Below are 15,094 nucleotides of genomic sequence, written 5' to 3'. Positions count from 1 at the left end.
TCCGCGACGAAGCCGCCGAGATCCATGCCGTGGCCGCAGACGTCGGGCGGCAGGGGGGCCTGGGCATGGCCGGCGGAGGCGGGGCCCGACCCGTCGCCCGTACCGGCGTGGGAACCCGCGGCAAGGGCGAATCCGCCGCTCAGCGACAGGATCCCGGTCGCTGCCGCCGCGGTGAGTACTTTCCTGCTGATGATGGACCGCATACCGCTCTTCCTCTGGAGAAAGGGAGAGGCCGGCGAGGATCCCCCCTCGCTCCGACCGGCCTGGTCCACGCCGACGTTCGCGTGGGACTGGCCAGAGGGTATGGGTGGGCCCGCCGCGCGCCGCGGGGGCCACACGGCAGCTGATCAGAAAATCATTCGATCAGCCGACCGTGAGGAACGGCGGCCCGGGGGCAGCCGCAAAGGCCCTTCGGTGAAGGGGTACTGATGTGACGTCAGCCGCCGAGCGGCAGACCGCCCGGGACCGGGAGGCCGCCGAGGAGCGGGGCGCCCTTGGTGGTCTCGTTCAGCTGGGTGGCCGCGTCCGTGACGCTCTTGACCGGGGAGCCGTCCGTGGTGCTGCTCAGCACGTCCGTCTTCAGCCCATTGGCGGCGATCGCTTCGAGTCCACCGTTCAGGCTGGTGGGGGTCAGCGCCTCCGTGGCCATGGCGGGCGCGGCGGCACCCAGCGCCATCAGCGAACCGGCGACGACCGCGGCGACCTTGGTGGGCTTCATGGAGTGAATCCTTCCTCTGTGCTTTCAAGTCACGTTCCGTACAGGGTTCTTGGCCGAATCCTGTACATCGTTCTGCTTCTGTAACGAGGAGTGCGCTCCCCGGAAACTCCGGGAGGAAGGATTTCTCGACACTGCACCCGATCGATGCGGACCGGTGCTATTTGCCGACCGCACACGTCCGCACCGGCCCGGCGGAGGCCGGACCGGCGCGGACACGGGGACGACTACCGGACGGGCAGCGGGGGCTTCACCGGCAGATCGGGCACGGCCGCCGGCGGCTTCACCGGCGCCTCGACGGGCAGCTGCGGCGGGTCCACCGGGAGCTCGGGCGCGGGGACCGGAAGCGCCGGCAGCGCGGGCAGTCCCGCCAGGTCCGGCGCGGGCAGGCCGCTGCCGAGCACGGTGGCGACGACGAGGTCGACCAGCGAGGTCAGCGTCGCGGTGACCTGCGGGACGACTCCGGCGGCGTCACCGGAGGTGACGGCGGCCAGCAGCCCCGCGACCGCCTTCTCCACCGTGGCGAGCGCGTCGCCCACGACGTCCGCCGGAGCCGCCTGGGCCGCCTTCGCGCCCGCCGCGACGGGCAGGCTGACGGGCGGCTTCACGGGCAGGCCCACCGGGGTCTCCACCGTGGGCGGCGTGACCGCCGACTCCGGAGCCGGCGGGGCGATCGGGAGGTCCGCGGCGGGCGGGGTGACGGGGAGGCCGGCCGCGGGCGTCTCCGGCAGCGGAACCGCCGCGGCTCCCTTGGCCTGCTCGACGGCGGCCGCGATCTCGGCCTTGAACGCCTCGACGTCCGCCGCGGGGACCTGACCGGAGTCGGCCTTGAGCGCGGCGGTGACGAGTGCGGCCACGGGGGTCGCCACGGACCCCAGCTCTCCGAGCGCCTCGGCCTGGGCCAGCAGGGCGGCCACGTCGGGGAGGGGTGCGCGGGCGGCCCGGGCGGCCGCGGTGGACGGATGGTGCTCGCCGGCGACGGCGGGTCCCGCCGCGCCGAGGGTGAGGACGGCGGATATCGCCAGGGCGGTGAGACGGGGTGTAGCGAGGGGACGCATACGTGTTCCTTTTCCTTATGCGTCGGACAACTGCCCTCTCACGTTGCCTGCGGGTATAGCGCTCCGCAACCGCAGAGCTACGCAGCGCCACGCCTTCTTTCGAGTGAATCCCGCCCTCCACCCTGCCCCCCGAAGGGGCGTACGCCGTTGCACCGAACGGCGCACGAGGGTGCCGCCGAACGAGCAACGGACCAGTGACCGCAAGGGAAAAGCCGGTGCGCCCACCCCGGGAGGGATGGGCGCACCGGCTTCGGAAGGACGATCAGGCGTGCCGGATCAGGCGTTGACGCAGGTGTTGCCGAAGGCCGGGTTCAGCGCGCCGATGACGCTGACAGTGTTGCCGCAGAGGTTCACCGGGACGTGCACGGGGACCTGGACGACGTTGCCGGAGCCGACGCCGGGGGACTTCACGGCCGCGCCCTCGGCGCCGGCGTCGGCGGCGGCGGCACCGGCGGCACCGGCGACGGCGGCGGCGGCACCCACGGTCAGAACAACGGCCTTGGCGATACGGGACATGGAGAAGCTCTCCTCGATCGAAATTCAACTCGGACTGCGCGGACTGTTCGGCCCGGCTCCCTCAACAACGCCCCCGGTTTTCATCGGTTGCTCTCCCGAACGGGTGACGTTCAACCGATCTTTGGGCCATAAGAGGGCCGTTGGGGCCACAGGCCGTGGAATGGCGCAACACGCTCAACGAGGAACCTGCCACCTGGATACGGGAGTTAGCGTTTCCAAGCATCTAATGCTTACTATCGCCCCGCGTCGGGGTTATAACGTTCCCGAACGTTGCTTCCGGGCCGGCCGCGCGTTCACCCATTTCGTGCGGACGACACCTTCCTCCCGCCCGGCCTTCTCGGGTCTTCCCTCTCTTCTCTCATCAAAGCGGAGAACCTGTATGCGGAATTCTGCGATTCCCGCTGTGCGTCGCAGCGTGCTCTGCGCCCTGTCGTGTGCGGCGCTGACCGCCGCGCTGCCGGTCGCCTCCGCCACCGCCCCCCGGCCCCGGGAGGCGGACCGCGTTCCCTTCGCCGCGCGCTACGAGGCGGTGCAGCACGGTGGGGTCGTGCGCGCCGCCAACTCCTCGGCGAAGGGCGCGAAGGGCACCGAGTCGGTGAACGACGGCGCCGCGATCGCGTACGTCGACGTGGACGACAACCCCGACACCTACAACTCCAGCCGTGCCGCGCTCGCGGTGCCCGAGGGCGCTCGGGTCAGCTGGGCCCGTCTCTACTGGGGCGGGAACCTGCGGGTGGGCGAGCAGAAGCCGCCCGAGGACAACGGCCGCGTGCTGATCGCCGAGCCCGGCGGCGCCTACAAGGCGCTCCTCGCCGACTCCCTGATCGGCCACCGCGCGGCGGACGGCGCGGACGCGTTCCAGGCGTCCGCGGACGTCACCGATCTGGTCCGCCGGTCGAGGCCGGGTCAGTGGACGGTCGCCCAGGTCAACGTCGCCATGGGCCGCTCGGCGGTCGGCGGTTGGGGCGGCTGGACGCTCGTCGCCGCGTACGAGAAGGCGTCGGAACCGCTGCGCCGGATCGGTGTCTGGGACGGTTTCGAAACGATCGGTCCGCGCCGCGGCGAGCTGCGCGTACCGGTCGACGGAAACCGTTTTCCCAAGGGCACGCGGGGACGGCTCGGAGTGATCGCCTATGACGGCGACCGCGGCACTTCCGGGGATTACCTCGCCGTTCACACGAGCCGTACGAAGAGCATGCGGCTCTCGGATTCCGCCAATTCCGCGGACGACGTCATGAACTCCAGCATCACCGAATTCGGCGCCGGTCGTACGGTCCGATTCCCCGATGGTACGAACACCCTGGGGTACGACTCCGACGTCTTCGACCTGCGGGAAGCGCTGCGCGAGGGAGGGGACCGTGTCGAAGTCCGGTTCGGCAGCCGGAAGGACACCGTCTGGCTCGGTGCGGTCTTCCTCCAGGCGGACGTCCGGCGCTGACGTGCTGCCTCCACGAGAAACGGACCTCGCGTCCGTCACCGTCCTGCACGCGGTCCAGCCGGGCGACGGCGGGGTCGCCCGCGTCGTCGTCGACCTGGTCCGCGCCCAGCGCGCCGCCGGCCTGCGGGTCGCGGTCGCCTGCCCGCCCGACACCGCCCTGTCCTCGGCCGTCCGCGCCGAGGGCGCCGAGACCCACGACTGGCGGGCCGGCCGGGACCCCGGTCCCCGGCTGGTCCGCGAGACGCGTGAGCTGGCCCGGCTGATCCGCGCCGTCCGGCCCGGCATCGTCCACGCGCACAGCGCCAAGGCCGGGCTGTGCGCCCGACTGGCCCTGCGGGGACGGGTTCCGACGGTGTACCAGCCGCACGCCTGGTCGTTCGAGGCGGTCGAGGGGACCACCGCCGCGGTCGCCCGCCGCTGGGAGCGGTTCGGCGCCCGCTGGGCGGACCGGATCGTCTGCGTGAGCGAGGCCGAGCGGCGTACCGGCGAGGCGGCCGGGGTGGTCGCGGACTGGTCGGTCGTCCACAACGGTGTGGACGTGGCCCGGTTCGCCACCGAGGGACCGCCCGGCAACCCCGCCCCCACCGTCGTCTGCGTGGGCCGGCTCTGCCGCCAGAAGGGGCAGGACGTGCTCCTCGCCGCCTGGCCCGCCGTCCTCGCGGAGGTGCCCACGGCCCGGCTGGTGCTGGTCGGCGACGGCCCGGACGGCGAACGGCTGCGCGCCGCCGCCGGCCCCTCGGTGCGGTTCACCGGGGCCGTCGACGACACCGCACCCTGGTACCGGGCCGCGGACGTGGTCGTCCTGCCGTCCCGGTGGGAGGGCATGGCGCTCGCACCGCTGGAGGCCATGGCGAGCGGCCGGCCGGTCGTCGTCAGCGACGTGGACGGCGCCCGCGAGAGCCTGCCGGCCGCCCACGCACCCGAGTGCCTGGTCCCGCCCGAGGACCCGGCCGCGCTCGCCACCGCTCTGGGCCGCCTCCTCGGCCGGCCGGAGCTGCGGCGGCGCCTGGGCCGCGAGGCCCACGAACACGTACTCAGCAGATTCGATGTCCGGCGCACCGGCGCGGCGATCGCGGACGTCTACCGCGAGCTGGCCGGCGTGCGGGGGGCCGAGCACAGAGAGCCGATTGCGCAGTGACCACGGAAAGTACCAGCGTTCCCTCCTCTCCGGGCCCCTGGCCCACGGCGGGGCATGCCTACGGGCTCGCCTCCCTCGCGCCGCGCCGCGAGACGACCGGCCGGCTCGCCCGGCCGCGCCACCGCCGCGTCCGGCCCCGGACCGGCGGGCGGGCGGCGCTCGTCGCCGTCGACGGCCTCGCCGTCCTCGCGGCGGCCGCCCTCCTCCGTTCGACGCACCAGGACGTCCGGCTGCTGCTGCCGGTGGCGGTGCTCGTGCTGGTCCTCGACGGCCGCGCGGGGCTCTACCGGCCCGCGGCGCACGTCCGGGCCCTCGACGAGCTGCCCGCGCTCGCCTCGCGGGCCGGGGTCGTCTGGTGTCTGGCGGCGGCCGGCGCCGCCGCGTACTCCCCGACGCTGGCGATCGGGCCGCTGCGGCTCACCGCCGCGTACCTCACGCACGTCGCCGTCGTCTGCCTGGTCCGTGCCCTGGTGCTGGCGCGGCGCCGGCGGGTCGCCCGCGCGCATCCCCGCTCGGCGCTCGTCGTCGGCGGGGCGGGGACGGCGCGCCGGTTCGCCGCGTCCGTCGCCCAGCATCCCGAGTACGGGGTGCGGGCGGTCGGCATCGTGGGCGTGCCGGAGCAGGGCGGCGCTCCCCGGCCGGCCGGGGAGATCGGTCTCCCGGTGCTCACGACGACGGAGGAGATCCACCGCGCGGTCATCCAGAACGCCGTGCGGGACGCGCTGTTCCTGGACGACGACCCCGGTCTGATGTCGCTGTTCCAGCACTACGGCTGCACGACCTGGCGGGTCGGCGGACGGCACCAGGACGGCCCGATGGGCGAGCACCTGTGGGGGCACGCCTGGCACCGGGTCGCCCCGCTCGGCGAGCGGCGCGGGCCGACCGCCAAGCGGGCGCTCGACATCGCGCTCGCGGCGCCCGCCCTGGCGCTCGCCCTTCCGGTGCTGCTGCTGTGCGCGCTCGCGGTGCGCCTCTCGGACGGTCCGGGGGTCCTCTTCCGGCAGGAGCGGGTGGGCCAGCACGGCCGGCACTTCACGCTGCTGAAGTTCCGTACGCTGCGCCCCTCCGACGACACCGAGTCGGCGACCCGCTGGAACGTGGCGGGCGACCGGCGGATGAGCGCGGCCGGCGGGTTCCTCCGCAAGAGCTCGCTCGACGAGCTGCCGCAGCTCTGGAACGTGCTCCGGGGGGACATGAGCCTGGTCGGTCCGCGTCCCGAACGGCCGTACTTCGTCGCCCAGTTCAGCAAGATCCACGCCGGGTACGCGGCCCGCCACCGGATGCCGGTGGGTCTGACCGGTCTGGCGCAGGTGCACGGTCTGCGCGGCGACACCTCCATCGAGGACCGCTGCCGCTTCGACAACCACTACATCGACCACTGGTCGCTCTGGCAGGACGTCTGCATCCTGCTGCGCACGGCGGCCGGGCTCGTCCGCCCGACGGGGAGCTGAGGATGGCCGCGGCCGTGACGGTGACGGCGGTCGACCCGGCCGCAGCGGAGCCGGACACACGGAAGGCCGAGGTCCGCGCGTGGGCGGGCAGGGTCGGCGCGCTGTCGCCGGTCCTCGCCGTGATCGCGCTGCTCCTCGTCCCCGGCGACGGCGGGGCGCAGGGCGGCACCGGCGGCACGGGGACGGTCGCGGACGCGGCCTCCGGGCTGCTGGTCCTGATCTGTCTGGTCCGGGTGCTGCGCGCCGGCGCCCGGCCGCTGACCCGGGCGGCGGCCGTCGTCCTGGGGCTGCCGGTCCTCGGCGTGTGCCTGGCGGCGATCACCTCGAACGACCCGGCGGCGAGCCTGCCGGGCGTCGCCCGCTACGTGCAGGTCTTCGTCCTGGTCCCGGCGGCCGTGCTCCTGATGATCCGCGACCGCCGGGACTTCGCCGTGGTCGCCTGGGGCCTGGTCGGGTTCGCGCTGCTCCAGGGCGCGGTCGGCGTCACGCAGTACCTGACGGGGACGGGCGCCTCGTACCAGGGCGAGGACGTGCGGGCCGTCGGCACCTTCGGGGCGACCGACGTGATGGGCATGGCGACGGTGGTGGCGTACGGACTGGTCGTCGTCACGGGGATCGCGCTCGGCAGCGGGCCGGGCCGGACCCGGACGGCGGCGACGGTCTGCGCGGGGCTCCTCTTCGTGCCGCTCGTGCTGTCGTTCAGCCGGGGCGCGTGGATCGCGACCGTCCTCGCCTGCGTGATCCAGCTGCTCCTCGCGGGGCCGCGGCGGGCCGCCGGGGTGGCGCTCGCGGCGGGCGCGCTCGGGGTGGTCCTCGTCGGGGGTCTGGGCATCGGCTCGGAGATGGTGAAGGAGCGGGTCGCCAGCATCACGCAGGTGGCGGCCGCGCCCGACCAGTCGGTGACGGACCGGTACACGATGTGGGCGGCGGCCGGGCGGATGTGGCGGACGGAGCCGGTCACGGGCGTCGGCCTGAAGGGCTTCCCCGCCTACCGCGACTCCCACGCCTCCCTGGCGCTGTCCTCGGGCAGCGACACCGCCGGCGCCGGGGCCGGTTTCGCGCGCCAGCCGCTGCTGTCGCCGCACAACATGTACCTGCTGGTGCTGAGCGAGCAGGGCCTCGTGGGGCTGCTCGCCCTGGCCGGCAGCTGGGTGGCGCTGCTCGTGGGCGCGCTGCGCCGGCGGCGGCTGGGCGCGGACTGCGCCCTCGTCGCGACGGGCCTGCTCGCCTGGCAGCTCATCGACTTCTTCTACGCGGACATCGGCGGCCCGTCGACCGTCCTCATGTCGGTCGTGCTGGGCCTGGCGGCCTGGTGGGCGCTGGCGGAGGTGAGGCGTGCGTGATCCGTGGGCGGGTGAACCGGAGCCCACGGACACACCGTGGCCCGACGGACCGCGCCCCGCGCCCCGGCCTCCCTGCGGCGCGCCCCTGACCGACCCCTGGCCGACCGCGCCTCCGGGGCCCACGGACTCCCCGTGGGCCCCGGAGGCCGCGCTGCTGCCGGGGCCCGTCCCGGACGCGCCCCGACCCTGGCTCGCCACGGCGACGGCGGGCCGCTCCCCGGGCGCGTGCCGGCGCGGCGGGGGTGCGCCCGGGCCGGCCGGGCCCGGCGTGCCGGGGGCGCCCGGCGGGGGCGTACGCCGTGCGGCAGGTGGCGGTGTCCCCGGGCCGCCGCCCGGCGGTCCGGTGTGCCCGCCCGGCGCCGCGGGGCTCGCCGGGGCGCGGCGGGTGTCGGTGCGCGGTCCGGCCGGGGGCGGGGCCGTGCCGGCCCGGCCCACGGGGCGGCGGGCGCACGCGCGGCCCCGGCGGCCGGCGGCCGGGACCGACCGGACGCAGGGGCGGGGGTTCCTGGCGAAGGCGGCGGCGGTGACCGCCGCGCTCACCGCGCTCGGGGCGCTCCTCGGACTCGTACGGGACCAGATCCTGGCCGGGTACTTCGGGGCGGGGGCCGAGACGGACGCGTTCCTGGTGGCGTGGACGGTGCCGGAGTTCGCCTCGACGCTGCTCATCGAGGACGCGATGGCGCTGATCCTGGTGCCGGCCTTCTCGCGTGCGCTGGCCCGCCGTCCCGGGAGTCCGTTCGGCGACCCGGTGCGGGCGCTGGTGCGCGGCACGCTGCCCCGGCTCACGCTCGCCGTGGGGGCCGCGGCGGCCGTCCTCGTCGTCGCCGCGCCGCTCCTGGTGTCCGCCCTGGCCCCGGGGCTGCCCGACCCCGGGCTCGCGATCGACTGCACGCGGCTCACCGCGACGTGCGTGCTCTCCTTCGCGCTGGTCGGGTACTGCTCCGCCGCGCTGCGCGCGCACGGCTGCTTCGTGCCGCCGGCGACGATCTACACGGCGTACAACGTCGGCATCATCGGCACGATCCTGCTGCTGCGCGGGCCGTGGGGGGTGCGGTCCGCCGCCGCCGGGGTCGCGGTCGGCGGTGTCCTGATGGTCCTGGTGCAGGCGCCGTCGCTCCTGCGCGAGCTGCGGAGCCGGCCCGGGCCGGCGCGGGAGCCCGCGGCGCCCGCGGCCGGCGGTGCGGGCGAGGGTCGGATCGTGCTCCTGGGTCTGATCGCTCCCGTCGTGGCGTTCTCGCTGTGCCGCCAGTCGCAGACCCTGATCGAACGGTTCCTCGCCTCCCCGCTGCCCGCCGGCGCCATCTCGCATCTGAACTACGCGCAGAAGGTCGCGCAGATGCCGATGATCCTCTCCCTGATGCTGTGCACGGTCAGCTTCCCGGTGGTGGCCCGCGCGCTGGCGGCGGGCGACGCCGAGGCGGCCCGCCGGCGGGTCGAGCGGGACCTGCTGCTGGCCGCCGTCGTGGTGCTCGTCGGCGCCTCGACCGTGATCGCGGCCGCGCCGAGGATCGTCGAGCTGCTCTTCGAGCGCGGGGAGTTCGGCTCCGCCGACACCACCGCGACCGCCGCCGTCATGCGGGTGTACGCGCTGGGACTGCTCGGCCAGACGATGGTCGGCGCCCTCGTGCGCTGCTACTTCTCCGCCGCGCGCCCGCTCTGGTACCCGGCCGCCGCCATGGCCGCGGGCCTCGCCACGACCGCCGCCGCGGGTGTTCCCGGCGCCCACCACTGGGGAGCGGTCGGCATCGCCGCCGCCAACGCCCTCGGCATCACCCTCACCGCCGTGCTGCTGCTGCGCGGCGCGCACCGGCAGGCCGTCCCGGTCCGGGCCGACCGCCTCGGCGACGGCCTCCTCCGGCTCGCCACCACGGGCGCGTGGGCCACCGGCGTCGGCTGGCTCTGCCAGCTCGCGATCGGCCCCGCCGTCCTCGCCGTCGCCGTCGCCTGCGCGGCGGTCTGCGGCGTCTTCCTGCTCTTCATCGCCTGCGCCGCCAAGGCGCCCGAGATTCCGCCCCTGCCCCGCTCCGTCTCCCGGAGGACGCCCCATGCCCGCCGCCACCGCGCTGCGCAGTCTGCTGCCGAAGCCGCCCCTGTGGGTGAAACCGCCCCTGTGGGTGGCGATGTACCACTCGATCACGGACCCCGCTGACGACCCGTACCGGGTGACCGTCTCGCCCGTACGCTTCGCCCGGCAGCTGCACTGGCTGGCCGACCGCGGGCTGCGCGGGGTCTCGGTGCGCGAGCTGCTCGCCGCCACGGCGGCCGGGTGCGCCAAGGGCCTGGTGGGCCTCACGTTCGACGACGGCTACGCGGACTTCCTCGACTCGGCGCTGCCGCTGCTGCGGCGGCACGGCTTCACGGCGACGGTGTTCGTCCTGCCCGGCCGGCTCGGCGGCGAGAACGCCTGGGACGCCGCGGGGCCGCGCAAGTCGCTGCTGACCGAGGACCAGATCGTGCGGATCGCCGAGGCCGGCATGGAGATCGGTTCGCACGGCCTGACGCACGTCCCGCTCCCCGAGGCGGGCGACGAACTGCTCGCCGCCGAGACCCGGCACAGCCGCGAGCTCCTGGAGGAGATGACCGGCACGCCGGTCGACGGCTTCTGCTACCCGTACGGGAAGGTCGACCCGCGCGCGATGCACGCCGTGCGGAAGGCCGGCTACGCCTACGGCTGCGCGATCGACCCGGGCCCGCACACCAGCACGTACGCCCTGCCCCGCGTCCACATCGGCGAGGGCGACACCTCCCTGCGGCTCGCCGCCAAGCGCGTCCTGCACCCGCTGCGCCGCCGCCACCCCGCCGACCTGGTCACCGCCCCGCTCGGCCCGGCCCGGGTGGGTGCGCCGTGAAGGTCCTGCACGTCATCACGGGGCTCGGCATCGGGGGCGCCGAGCAGCAGCTGCGCCTCCTGCTGCGCCATCTGCCCGTCCGCGGCGACGTGGTGACCCTCACCAACCCGGGGGCGGTCGCCGCTGGCATCGAGGCGGACGGCACGCCGGTCACCCATCTCGGCATGACGGGGAACCGCGACCTCGGGGCGCTGCCCCGGCTCGCCCGGATCGTGCGGCAGGGCCGCTACGACCTCGTCCACACGCACCTCTACCGGGCGTGCGTGTACGGCAGGGCGGCGGCGCGGATCGCCGGGGTGCGCCGGGTCATCGCGACCGAGCACTCCCTCGGCGAGACGCAGATCGAGGGCCGTCCGCTCTCGGCGGGCACCCGCGCCCTGTACCTGGCGTCCGAGCGGCTCGGCAGCTCCACGGTCGCCGTCTCGCCGAGCGTCGCCCGCCGGCTCGCCGACTGGGGCGTGCCGGCGGCCCGTATCCGCGTGGTGCCCAACGGCATCGAGACGGAACGCTTCGCCTTCGACGCGGATGCCCGCCGCCGCACCCGGGACGCCCTCGGCATCCCCCGGGACGCCCATGTCGTGGGCGGGGTGGGGCGGCTGACGCCGGGGAAGCGGTTCGACCGGCTGGTGCGGGCGGTGGCGGCCGTGCCGGAGTCCCGCCTGCTGCTCGTCGGCGAGGGCGACCTGCGCGAGGAACTGCTGGGGGTGGCCCGCGCGTGCGGCGCCGCGGACCGGGTGCTGCTCGCCGGCGCCTGCCAGGATCCGCCGGCCGCCGGCGCGCCGGGCCCCTCGCTGCCCGACCTGCTGGCCGCCATGGACGTCTTCGTGTCCACCTCCCCCGACGAGACCTTCGGGCTCGCCGTCGTCGAGGCGCTCGCCGCGGGGCTTCCGGTGCTGTACGCGGCCTGCCCCGCCCTCGAGGACCTGGCCCCGGACGCGGCACCGGGCGCGCACCGGATCGGCGGGTCCGTACCCGAGCTGGTCTCCGCGCTGCACGGCGTCCGGGACGCCGGGGCCGTCCGGCTCCCGGCGCCGGCGGCCGCCCGGCACTACGACATCGCGCACAGCGCACGGCAGTTGACGTCCCTCTACGAACAGTCCGTCCACGGCATCCCGTCCCCCGCCAAGTGAGAGAGCCCGCACCATGAAGAACTCCCCATCCCGCGCCCTGCTCCCCGCCGGCCTGCGGTCCCCCGGCCGCTGGGCGGTCCTGCCCGCGGCGGTCCTCGCCGGGGCCGCCCTCGGCGGCGGTTACGGGGCGGTGAAGACCCCGCAGTACGCGGCGACCAGTTACGTCATCGTCGTACCGGCCGAGAAGTCCGACCCCGCGGCGGCGATCGGCTTCGCCCAGGCGTACGGGCGCGTCGCCACCGACATCGCGGTGACCGGCGACGCCCAGGTGTGGGCGGGGGTCACCGCCGACACGCTGCGCAGGAACGTGCAGGCGGCGACCTCCCCGGACGCCCCGATGATCTCGATCACCGCCCGCGCCGACCGGCCCGCGAAGGCGGTGTCCATGGCCGACGGGGTGGCCCGCGCGCTGATCCTCGACAGCTCGCACGTCGCCGGCAGCACCGGCGTCAAGGTCGTGCAGTTCTCCCGCGCCACCAAGCCCGTCGACCCCGTCTCGCCGTCCGCGCCGCTCTCCGCGCTCGTCGGCGCCTGTGCGGGCGGGCTCCTCGGCGGCCTGGCCCTCCTGGTCCGCCCGAAGCGCTCCGGTGCCCGCGGCGAGGCCCGGCACTCCCGGCAGTCCGCCGCTCCCGCCATGTCCGCCGCGGTGCCCGCTCCGGCGGCCGCCTCGCACCAGCCGGAGGCGGTGTGACCCCGAGAGAGCTGCGGACCGAGATCTGCCGTGACGAGGAGGTCTTCGGGCGCCTCGCGGCCGAGTGGACGGCGCTGTACGGCCGGTGTTCCTCCGCGACCCCCTTCCAGTCCCACTCCTGGCTGCACTCCTGGTGGCTCTCGTACGGCCGTCCCGGCGCGCTGCGGGTGGTGCTCGTACGCGGCGCCGACGGGCGACTCCTGGCCGCCGCGCCCCTGATGCGGGCCGGGGGGCCGCTGCCGGTCCTGACCCAGCTCGGCGGCGCCATCACCGACTTCACGGACGTCCTCCTCGACGACGACCGTCCCGAGGCGGTACCGGCGCTGGCCCGCGGTGTCGCCCGAGCCGCCCGCGGCGCCGTCGTCGACCTGCGGGAGGTACGACCCGGGGCCGCCAGCGAGCGTGTCTTCGCCCAGTGGCGCGGCCCCCGCCGGCGGCTGCCGGACTCGCTCTGCCTGGAGTTGCCCGCCGTCCCCATGGAGGGGCTGCTCGAACGGATCCCCTCGGGGAAGGCCCAGCGGGTCCGCGCCAAGCTGCGCAAGCTGGACGCCCTCGGCATCGACGCGCACATCGTCACCGGGGACGAGGTCCCCGCCGCCCTCGATCGGCTCCTGGCACTCCACCGGCTGCAGTGGCAGGGGCGTGGCGTGACCGCCGAGCACACCAGCCGTCGGTTCGCCCAGCACCTCAACCGGGCCGTGCGGCCCATGGTCGAGCGCGGCGACGCGATGGTCACCGAGTTCCGGCTCGCCGGCGACGTGGTGGCCGCCGACCTGACCCTGATGTCCCCCCGGCTCGCGGGCGGCTACCTGTACGGCGCCGACCCGGCCCTGCGGGCCCGCAAGGTCGACGTCGCCACCATGCTCCTGCGGCACGGGGCCCGCGAGACCAGCACCGGCGGCCGCGCCACCCTCAGCATGCTGCGGGGCAGCGAGTCCTACAAGCAGCACTGGCGTCCCGAGCCCGTCCGCAACCGCCGCCTGCTCCTCGCCTCGCGCGGTACGGCCCCGCTGCTCTGGCTGCGCGCGGGCGCGGCCGACGTCCGGCGCTGGGCCGCCGCCCAGGCCCGTGAACGCGCCTGGGTCGGGCGGGCGGTCGGCCGGCTCCCGGGCCGCCGCCCCCCGCACGGCGGCGGATGAACTCCGCCGCCGTGACCGTCGACCACCGGCCGGTCAGAAGGGCCAGACCCCCTTCAGCGCGTCCTTCCAGCCCCGGTCGGCCTCGTCCTTCCACATGACCTCCGGGACGCACACCGACCCGCCGATCCAGCCGTCCACCCACGAACCGAGATCCACGGTCCAACAGACGGGCTCGGGCTTCGGTTCCGGCTTGGGCTCGGGCTTCGGTTCCGGCTTGGGCTCGGGCTTCGGTTCCGGCTTCGGTTCCGGCTTCGGTTCCGGCTTGGGCTCGGGCTTCGGCTCGGGCTTCGGCTCGGGCTTGGGTTCCGGCTTCGGCTCGGGCTTCGGTTCCGGCTTGGGCTCGGGCTTCGGTTCCGGCTTGGGTTCCGGCTTCGGCTCGGGCTTCGGTTCCGGCTTGGGCTCGGGCTTCGGCTCGGGCTTCGGCTCAGGGACAGTCGGGTCCGTGGGATCCGTCGGCTCCGTGGGATCCGTCGGGTCCGTCGGGTCCGTCGGGTCCGTCGGGTCCGTGGGATCCGTCGGCTCCGTCGGGATCTCGGGCTCGACCCCGTACAGCATCTGCCGGAAGACCAGCGACGACTGGGGATTTCCGTCGCACTGCCAGACGCCGTGCGGACAGTAATCGGTGATCGTGTGATAGAGCGGCTTGTGCTCCTGCATCCATTCGAGCATGCGCCGCATGTACGTGGGATTGTCGCCGTTCCGGAAGAGCCCCCATTCGGGATAGGAGATCTGCTTTCCGTGCTCGGCGGCGAAGTCGACCTGTTTCTGCAGCCCGTACGGCTCGGTGACGTGCTGGTCGAAACTGCTGCCCCGCGGCTGGTCGTAGGAGTCCATGCCGATGATGTCGACGACGTCGTCGCCCGGGTAGCACTCGGTCCACGGAACGGCGTCGCGGCCGCGGCTGGGGTTGAAGTCGAAGCGGAACTTCTGGCCGGGTACGGAACGCATGGCGGTGACGATGCGGTTCCAGTACTTCTTCCACGAGGTGGGGTCGGGCGCGCACCGGTGGGTGTAGGTGGTGCCGTTCATCTCCCAGCCGAGGACGATGATCGTGTCGGTGGCGTTCTGCCCGACGAGGCGCTCGGCGAGGGTCTTGAAGTGGTGGTCGTAGTAGCCGGCGGCGCCGAGCCGGAGCTGGCGGCGGACCTCCTGGTCGGGGACGCCCGCCTCGTTGCGTTCCAGCATGGGCACGTTGAGGACGAAGAGGCGGTCGGCCTTCTCGTTGCGCCAGGCGGCCCAGGCGTCGAGGAAGCCGGGCGGCCCCTCGATGCTCTTCCAGTGTTCACCGGGCAGGTAGGTGTGGCCGACGCGGAGCTCCCGGCCACCGAGCCAGCTCTGCAGCCGGTCGATGCGGGCGACCCCCGCCGCGCCGGAGTCGAGGAAGGCGCCCATGGCACTGGCGAGGGTCGGGGCGGGTTCCTTCGCCGGGACCTCGTCGGAGGCCCGGGCGGGGGACGACAGGGCGACCGAGCCCGAGGTGAGCAGACCGGCGGTGAACACCCCCAGCCACACTCTCGCTGTTCTTCGGCGTGCAGCTGCCATGGCCGCTCCTTTGCGTCGATCACTTTTTGATGATCCGTCAATCCGATGCTCCGAAAGTATTCCTAATGAGCCGACCGTGAACTC

Annotated in this window: 13 protein-coding genes; 9 read left to right on the top strand and 4 right to left on the bottom strand. The window is 74.8% G+C overall.

Annotation, left to right across the window (positions count from 1 at the left end; all coding sequences use genetic code 11):
• Window positions 1-436: 436 nt before the first annotated feature.
• From AB0424_RS23720 to AB0424_RS23710, 3 genes are all read right to left on the bottom strand, one after another.
• Window positions 437-718 (bottom strand): hypothetical protein, encoded by a 282-nt coding sequence (locus AB0424_RS23720; RefSeq protein WP_366308516.1) that lies wholly within the window; start codon window positions 716-718, stop codon window positions 437-439.
• A 224-nt stretch (window positions 719-942) separates the two neighbouring features.
• Window positions 943-1,773 carry a hypothetical protein gene (locus tag AB0424_RS23715; protein ID WP_366308515.1) on the bottom strand — a complete coding sequence of 277 codons (831 nt, stop codon included), beginning with the start codon at window positions 1,771-1,773 and terminating at the stop codon, window positions 943-945.
• A gap of 276 nt (window positions 1,774-2,049) precedes the next feature.
• Window positions 2,050-2,289 carry a chaplin gene (locus tag AB0424_RS23710; RefSeq protein ID WP_366308514.1) on the bottom strand — a complete coding sequence of 80 codons (240 nt, stop codon included), beginning with the start codon at window positions 2,287-2,289 and terminating at the stop codon, window positions 2,050-2,052.
• A gap of 379 nt (window positions 2,290-2,668) precedes the next feature.
• Here AB0424_RS23710 and AB0424_RS23705 point away from each other — a divergent pair, with 379 nt between their 5' ends.
• The 9 genes from AB0424_RS23705 (at window position 2,669) to AB0424_RS23665 (ending at window position 13,468) form a co-directional block, all read left to right on the top strand.
• Window positions 2,669-3,727 (top strand): DUF3344 domain-containing protein, encoded by a 1,059-nt coding sequence (locus AB0424_RS23705; protein ID WP_366308513.1) that lies wholly within the window; start codon window positions 2,669-2,671, stop codon window positions 3,725-3,727.
• A gap of 1 nt (window position 3,728) precedes the next feature.
• Complete coding sequence (locus AB0424_RS23700; protein WP_366308512.1) at window positions 3,729-4,865, top strand: glycosyltransferase family 4 protein; 1,137 nt, start codon at window positions 3,729-3,731, stop codon at window positions 4,863-4,865.
• Entirely contained in the window at window positions 4,862-6,316 is a 1,455-nt protein-coding gene (locus AB0424_RS23695; RefSeq protein WP_366308511.1) for a sugar transferase, read from the top strand. Before AB0424_RS23700 ends, AB0424_RS23695 begins: the two co-directional genes overlap by 4 nt.
• A 2-nt stretch (window positions 6,317-6,318) precedes the next feature.
• A complete protein-coding gene (locus AB0424_RS23690) occupies window positions 6,319-7,659 on the top strand; it encodes an O-antigen ligase family protein (protein ID WP_366308510.1) in 1,341 nt (446 codons plus the stop codon).
• A 523-nt stretch (window positions 7,660-8,182) separates the two neighbouring features.
• Window positions 8,183-9,808, top strand: a complete 1,626-nt coding sequence (locus AB0424_RS23685) for a lipid II flippase MurJ (protein WP_366308509.1) — start codon at window positions 8,183-8,185, stop codon at window positions 9,806-9,808.
• On the top strand, window positions 9,705-10,508 hold the full coding sequence (locus AB0424_RS23680) for a polysaccharide deacetylase family protein (RefSeq protein WP_366308508.1): 804 nt from the start codon (window positions 9,705-9,707) through the stop codon (window positions 10,506-10,508). The genes AB0424_RS23685 and AB0424_RS23680 overlap by 104 nt, the downstream gene beginning before the upstream one ends.
• Window positions 10,505-11,638, top strand: a complete 1,134-nt coding sequence (locus AB0424_RS23675) for a glycosyltransferase (RefSeq protein ID WP_366308507.1) — start codon at window positions 10,505-10,507, stop codon at window positions 11,636-11,638. Before AB0424_RS23680 ends, AB0424_RS23675 begins: the two co-directional genes overlap by 4 nt.
• Before the next feature lie 13 nt (window positions 11,639-11,651).
• Window positions 11,652-12,329, top strand: coding sequence for a lipopolysaccharide biosynthesis protein (locus AB0424_RS23670; RefSeq protein WP_366308506.1), 678 nt, complete (start codon window positions 11,652-11,654; stop codon window positions 12,327-12,329).
• A complete protein-coding gene (locus AB0424_RS23665; RefSeq protein ID WP_366308505.1) occupies window positions 12,326-13,468 on the top strand; it encodes a GNAT family N-acetyltransferase in 1,143 nt (380 codons plus the stop codon). The genes AB0424_RS23670 and AB0424_RS23665 overlap by 4 nt, the downstream gene beginning before the upstream one ends.
• A gap of 33 nt (window positions 13,469-13,501) precedes the next feature.
• On the opposite strand, the gene AB0424_RS23660 is transcribed toward AB0424_RS23665, so the two are convergent.
• Window positions 13,502-15,010, bottom strand: a complete 1,509-nt coding sequence (locus tag AB0424_RS23660) for a glycosyl hydrolase (protein ID WP_366308504.1) — start codon at window positions 15,008-15,010, stop codon at window positions 13,502-13,504.
• Window positions 15,011-15,094: the final 84 nt, after the last annotated feature.

The organism is Streptomyces sp. NPDC051180, from assembly GCF_040689545.1.
In the GTDB taxonomy this organism is placed as follows: domain Bacteria; phylum Actinomycetota; class Actinomycetes; order Streptomycetales; family Streptomycetaceae; genus Streptomyces.
This window is presented reverse-complemented; position numbering and strand designations above follow the sequence as displayed.

Excerpts from the sequence above, each read along its gene's own strand:
- AB0424_RS23720 (WP_366308516.1), bottom strand. The coding sequence starts at position 718 with ATGAAGCCCACCAAGGTCGCCGCGGTCGTCGCCGGTTCGCTGATGGCG.
- AB0424_RS23715 (WP_366308515.1), bottom strand. The coding sequence starts at position 1,773 with ATGCGTCCCCTCGCTACACCCCGTCTCACCGCCCTGGCGATATCCGCC.
- AB0424_RS23710 (WP_366308514.1), bottom strand. The coding sequence starts at position 2,289 with ATGTCCCGTATCGCCAAGGCCGTTGTTCTGACCGTGGGTGCCGCCGCC.
- AB0424_RS23705 (WP_366308513.1), top strand. The coding sequence starts at position 2,669 with ATGCGGAATTCTGCGATTCCCGCTGTGCGTCGCAGCGTGCTCTGCGCC.
- AB0424_RS23690 (WP_366308510.1), top strand. The coding sequence starts at position 6,319 with ATGGCCGCGGCCGTGACGGTGACGGCGGTCGACCCGGCCGCAGCGGAG.
- AB0424_RS23680 (WP_366308508.1), top strand. The coding sequence starts at position 9,705 with ATGCCCGCCGCCACCGCGCTGCGCAGTCTGCTGCCGAAGCCGCCCCTG.
- AB0424_RS23670 (WP_366308506.1), top strand. The coding sequence starts at position 11,652 with ATGAAGAACTCCCCATCCCGCGCCCTGCTCCCCGCCGGCCTGCGGTCC.
- AB0424_RS23660 (WP_366308504.1), bottom strand. The coding sequence starts at position 15,010 with ATGGCAGCTGCACGCCGAAGAACAGCGAGAGTGTGGCTGGGGGTGTTC.